The sequence below is a fragment of the Microcystis sp. M169S2 genome (genome assembly GCF_020245865.1).
Lineage (GTDB): Bacteria > Cyanobacteriota > Cyanobacteriia > Cyanobacteriales > Microcystaceae > Microcystis > Microcystis ichthyoblabe_A.
In genome coordinates, this window is sequence record NZ_JADBUB010000209.1 from 1 (window position 1) to 5,134 (window position 5,134).

A 5,134-nucleotide genomic window follows, 5' to 3' on the forward strand; every position below is an offset into this window, starting at 1 on the left:
GAAAATTCCCCAAGCTCCCTCTCTGTCCAGCAATGCTCTAAAGTTGATAAATATCAATCTAACAAAAACTCAAAGCCCTATTTTACAAGCTTTACAAGCATGAGTTGTTGATAGTTTTGCATAACAGGTTCGGTAGAGCCAAATAGATATCGGGTGGGTTACGCTTTGTTAACTCACCTATTTTTATCGGTATTTTCAAGCAATTATCAGAGAAAATTTGCCCACTAGAGTCGCCCTAGCTTGCTTTCTTTTTGTATAATAGGGCTTATCTTCCCATACTTGTCAAACGGCTATGAGTCTGTGTCTCTATCTCAATCCCGATTGTTCGCACCAAAACACCCCCACGGATAAATTCTGTCATAAGATAGAGCCTCGTAGGTTGGGTTGAGCGAAACAATACTGGGTCGAAAATGGCTTAATTCGACTGAAAAAGCGAAACCCAATCACCCCAAAGGTTACTCTTGGTTGGGTTTCCTTGCGTCAACCCAACCTACAATAATTGCTACTCTACTTTTTGCCGCAAACCCTAACTAAGCGCAAGATAGCTGGTGGTTCTCACTCCTTCCGTGGCTTTGTCGATACTGCTCGTTTGTTGACCGTGATTCAGTCTTGTCGCGCCCAAGGCCGTTCGATTTTAACTTTCTTCCGTCAGGCTTTGGCCTCTGTCCATCACCCCTTGAATACGGTTGTCTCTCTTATCCCCACTGCTGATTTTTCTCTCTTTGTCAACCCCTAGACCTGAATATTTACCGAGAAATTAATCAATGCTCAAAAAATTATTGACAGTTGCTGTAGGAACAGCCTTAACGATATTTGGAGTTGGCGGCCCCTTACAGGCGGCTAACTTGGAAATAATCGCCAGTGGACTTGAAAGTCCACGAGGTCTCACCTTTGGTCCCGATGGAGCCTTATATGTTACAGAAGCAGGTAGAGGCGGCGCAGGCCCCTGTATTCCTGCACCGGGAGCCGGACCTAACGGACCAGTAGTTTGTTATGGTAACACTGGTGCGATAACCCGCATTAAAAATGGTACAGCCGAACGCATTGTTACAGGTCTTCCGTCTATTGCTTTACCAATTCCAGAATTCTCTACTGCTATTGATGCGACCGGAATCCATGATATACAATTTGACTCCACTGGAAGAGCTTATGCCATTTTTGGTTTGGGGTCTTCTCCAGAACAACGGGATCAAGTGCTTAATGTTCCTGAATTTGGACAACTGGTCGCCATTGATAATCTCAATGGACAGGTTTCTCTGACAACGTTAGCAGACCTAGCTGAGTATGAAGGGTTGTTTAATCCCGATAATAATAATTCGGGCTTTTTTAATCCCTATAACGATGGCATTGATAGCAATCCCTATGCTTTTTTAATTAAAGATGACACTGCTTATATCGTCGATGCGGCCGGGAACACTTTTTTTAAAGCTAAAACTGATGGTAGCGAACTTACTCTGTTGTCTATCTTTCCTGAACGTCCGATAACTGACCCCTTTACTGGAGAAACCATTGCCATGCAATCAGTTCCTACCAGTGTGGCTATTGGGCCTGATGGAGCTTTTTATATCTCAGAATTGACGGGATTTCCTTCTCCAGAAAATGCGGCACGTATTTTTCGCTTGGGGACTGATAATAAACCAGAAGTGTATGCTGATGGCTTCACCCAAATAATTGATATTGCCTTTGATGATCAAGGAGGCTTGTATGTCTTAGAATATGCCACTCGCTCATTATATTTTGATATTAGTCCAGGTCTTTTAAGCTACATAGATCCTAAGGGAAATCGCAAATCCATCATCAGTGATGGACTACTTTTCCCGACGGCTTTAGCAATTGGCCCTGATGGGGATATCTATATCTCTAATCAAGGTTATATTCCGGGACGAGGACAAGTTGTGCGTGTTCGGGTTTCAGTCCCCGAACCTAATTCTATAACAGGACTGCTAATTTTTGGCATTTTTGGTGGAGTTTCATTACTGTTACGCCAACGGAAATAATTAATTTAGCCAGGAAGAAATAAATATAGCTATTTTTTCTCAAAATAGTTATTAAACTGCTTGACGAAAACAACAGCTTGTAGGTTGGGTTGATCGATTTAATGCTTGGGACAAAACGGATCGAGGTAATGGTTTGAGGGAACCCCAACATTCTTCAAGACATCGGTGCAGTTGGGTTTCCCTCAAGCGTCGCTAATATTTGACAGACAAGAGTTATTATTGCTCAATCCAACCTACGGCTACGGCTAACTGCTGCTAATTTTTGGCATTTTTGGTGGAGTTTCATTAGACCTCGACCTAATATTATTTCAAGACCAAAAGTCTTTCTAGTCAAGGAATATACCCGAATAAAAATTGTTTTAATTGCCTCATATTTTTTCAGTAAAATTGAATTAGCAACGACAGATATACATTTCAGCTATCGAACTGCTTAATTAGTACATAGGCTAAAAGCAAGCTGTGACTGGGTTATAATTTTTGGAGATGTCTATTGCTGTTACGCTAACGGAAATACTTAGTTTAAACTGAGTTCAGGTTAAGCAGAACTCTAGTTCTCTTGTGGGCTAAGCCTTCAGGCGATCGCCTGATTAGTAGCGATCGCCAGATCGGTAGCAATCGCCTGTTAACCAAAGGGGTCAGAATCCAGAGTTGGCAAAGGTTTTCCCACAGTCCCATAAGATAGCGCTATCCCGAACTCAGGTTAGTTTAGCTAAAAAGAAATAAATATAGCTATTTTTTCTCAAAACCGTTATCAAATTGCTTGACGAACACAGCGGGGATTTGCAATTATGTAAAGAGTCAGTTACTGGTCGGGTTTTACCAAACTGACTTTAATCAATCCACCTGACCAAGGAGAAAAAACATGGCCTCAATTAAAATTGACTCGGATTTACGACCCATTGGTTCTGAACTTTTCCTCGATGCAGAAAGCTATCTGGACGAACTTTCTGCTGACAAACAGATTAACAAGGTTGTCGGAGGAACAAGTCCCAGTCTTGTAGCAATAGGTGCTGCCTGGCTTGGCTATGAAATTGGCAAGGAAATTGCTAGTAAGTTTAAGTAAGCCAAACTAGGTTTAGTTTTACCCAATTCACTGTTAACTTAATCAAGGAAAAAAACATGGCTTCGATTAAAATTGACTCGGATTTACGACCCATTGGTTCTGAACTTTTTCTCGATTCAGAAAGCTATCTCGAAGAACTTTCTGATGACCAACAGATTAACAAGATTGTGGGAGGAACAAGTCCCACCACTGTTTGGTTCGCAGGCGGCCTTGTCTTAGGCTATCTTGCTAATCGTTAGTAGTAAGTTAAGTGTCAAAATGCTTATTATTTATAAGCATCTTGTTCCGTGTCTAAATTAAGAGCGAGTTCAACACTCGCTCTATTTTTTTAGAGCAAACTCAGGTTAAGAAGAAATAAATACAGCTATTTTTTCTGAAAACATTTATCAAATTGCTTGACGAAAACAAGGGGAATCTGCGACTATATAGAAAGTCAGTTACTGGTCGGGTTTTACCAAACTGACTTTAATCAATCCACTATCGACCTGACCCAGGAGAAAAAACATGGCTTCGATTAAAATTGACTCGGATTTACGACCCATCGGTTCTGAACTTTTCCTCGATTCAGAAAGCTATCTGGACGAACTCTCTGCTGACCAACAGATTAACAAGATTGTGGGAGGAACTAAGCCTACCACTAATACTGGGATTTTCATCCGTCCTATTCTCCCTATACTCCCTATACTCCCTATCCGCCCTATCGTTTGATAGCGATTTGACGAATTGTTCCGTGTCTGAATCAAGGGCGAGTTTTTAACTCGCTCTACTTTTTTTTTTAGTGCGATCGCCGATCTTGTAGGGTGCGTTAACGCGCGTGTAACGCACCGCTAATGTTTGGGATAAAATGGAGAAGTTTCAATGCGATCGAGTCCAAGTGCGATCGCTCTGAGAAATGATCGAGGTCAAGCATGACAGTGCAACAACTTCGTTACAGAGATAGGATAGTAGAATAGAGGGGGCTACCATACGGCTGCTTCAGGCTTTAATTTAGTCTTCTCGATCAGTTATTATCATGAAAGAAAAAGTGTACTTGGATTCCACGGTTCCGAGTTATTACTTTGATGAGCGTGAAGCTCTAAAAACTTTTACCGAAATCACAAGGAAGTGGTGGTCGGAGATGTCCAGTTATTATGATTTATATATTTCGGATGCCGTGCTTCAAGAACTAACCAACGGAAACTATCCGCGTAAAGCTGAAATTATTCATTTGGTTTCGACGATTCCTTTACTACCGCCGACTTCTGCTCTTGAACAAGTTGTCGAGTTTTATCTTGCCAACTATGTCATGCCAAGGTCTCTTGTGGGCGACGCTCTACATCTTGCCTATGCCAGCTATTTCGACATTCAATATCTCGTTACTTGGAATTGCAACCACCTAGCGAATGCTAACAAACGGAAGCATATTCGCGTTATCAATGCCCGCCCTGGTTTGTCAACACCTGAAATTGTCACACCACTTGAACTATTCAAAGAGGAGAATAACTTATGATCCACTCAGAGATTTTGCAAGAAAAAGATAAAACTCAAACAAGATTATCGGAGGAATGCACGTCTATCCATGACTATTTAGTTAAGTCTCGCATTGCTGCGGAAAAGGCTGCGGAATCCTACGGGTTTACTCTCAAGTATGCTGAAGAAATTCATAAAATTCGAGAAGAACACACCAAAGCTTTCAACGCCAACACAACAGCCTCTTAGGTTGGCTTGAGCGAAACGCTATAGATTGATTCTGATTAATTGCCAATTCATTGCCAACACAAGAGTTAGGGCGATAATGATTCATTGCTGTATGTAACAATACAGAATAAGTTTATCTCAGGAGTTCCACGGGATAAACTTACGAGTCTCTACCTATTGGATTATCGACTCACTTACGAAAGAAACAAGATTTGTGACTTTATTACCAGATTAAAAGAGTTAGACTATGAAATTTGAGGCTCTTCTGGTTTTCGTGTGTTAATTTTTGTTATGAATTAAAGCAAGCAAACAGCTTAAGTCGAAGATGTTGAAAATTGGTAAATCCATAACTCATTCTTTTAATAAGCTTTATTTTGGTATTCATTCCCTCAATTAA

The 5,134-nt window shown here is 41.0% G+C and carries 8 protein-coding genes; 7 read left to right on the forward strand and 1 reads right to left on the reverse strand.

The annotated features are described in order from the left end of the window. Positions 1-514: 514 nt before the first annotated feature. The 7 genes from IM485_RS19530 to IM485_RS19560 all read left to right on the forward strand — a co-directional run bounded on the left by IM485_RS19530 (position 515) and on the right by IM485_RS19560 (position 4,758). Entirely contained in the window at positions 515-736 is a 222-nt protein-coding gene (locus IM485_RS19530) for a hypothetical protein (protein ID WP_133164144.1), read from the forward strand. 28 nt (positions 737-764) lie between these two features. Next, entirely contained in the window at positions 765-1,997 is a 1,233-nt protein-coding gene (locus tag IM485_RS19535; protein ID WP_104396528.1) for a ScyD/ScyE family protein, read from the forward strand. 862 nt (positions 1,998-2,859) lie between these two features. Beyond that, positions 2,860-3,060: a hypothetical protein gene (locus tag IM485_RS19540; RefSeq protein WP_104396527.1), complete on the forward strand. Its 201-nt coding sequence runs from the start codon at positions 2,860-2,862 to the stop codon at positions 3,058-3,060. A 56-nt stretch (positions 3,061-3,116) separates the two neighbouring features. Then, the gene (locus tag IM485_RS19545) at positions 3,117-3,299 is read left to right on the forward strand and encodes a hypothetical protein (RefSeq protein ID WP_104396526.1); all 183 of its coding nucleotides are present in this window, start codon (positions 3,117-3,119) and stop codon (positions 3,297-3,299) included. 265 nt (positions 3,300-3,564) lie between these two features. Beyond that, positions 3,565-3,768, forward strand: a complete 204-nt coding sequence (locus tag IM485_RS19550) for a hypothetical protein (RefSeq protein WP_079205871.1) — start codon at positions 3,565-3,567, stop codon at positions 3,766-3,768. A gap of 304 nt (positions 3,769-4,072) precedes the next feature. Then, a complete protein-coding gene (locus tag IM485_RS19555) occupies positions 4,073-4,549 on the forward strand; it encodes a type II toxin-antitoxin system VapC family toxin (protein ID WP_079205870.1) in 477 nt (158 codons plus the stop codon). Beyond that, entirely contained in the window at positions 4,546-4,758 is a 213-nt protein-coding gene (locus IM485_RS19560) for a hypothetical protein (RefSeq protein ID WP_004158042.1), read from the forward strand. Before IM485_RS19555 ends, IM485_RS19560 begins: the two co-directional genes overlap by 4 nt. A gap of 268 nt (positions 4,759-5,026) precedes the next feature. Here the strand turns inward: IM485_RS19560 and IM485_RS19565 are convergent. Beyond that, positions 5,027-5,134: transposase (locus IM485_RS19565; RefSeq protein ID WP_271928149.1), on the reverse strand; the 108-nt coding region annotated here is incomplete at its 5' end.

Bases quoted from the DNA above. Each gene is read 5' to 3' on its own strand.
- IM485_RS19535 (WP_104396528.1), top strand. From the start codon at position 765: ATGCTCAAAAAATTATTGACAGTTGCTGTAGGAACAGCCTTAACGATA.
- IM485_RS19550 (WP_079205871.1), top strand. From the start codon at position 3,565: ATGGCTTCGATTAAAATTGACTCGGATTTACGACCCATCGGTTCTGAA.
- IM485_RS19555 (WP_079205870.1), top strand. From the start codon at position 4,073: ATGAAAGAAAAAGTGTACTTGGATTCCACGGTTCCGAGTTATTACTTT.
- IM485_RS19540 (WP_104396527.1), top strand. From the start codon at position 2,860: ATGGCCTCAATTAAAATTGACTCGGATTTACGACCCATTGGTTCTGAA.
- IM485_RS19560 (WP_004158042.1), top strand. From the start codon at position 4,546: ATGATCCACTCAGAGATTTTGCAAGAAAAAGATAAAACTCAAACAAGA.
- IM485_RS19545 (WP_104396526.1), top strand. From the start codon at position 3,117: ATGGCTTCGATTAAAATTGACTCGGATTTACGACCCATTGGTTCTGAA.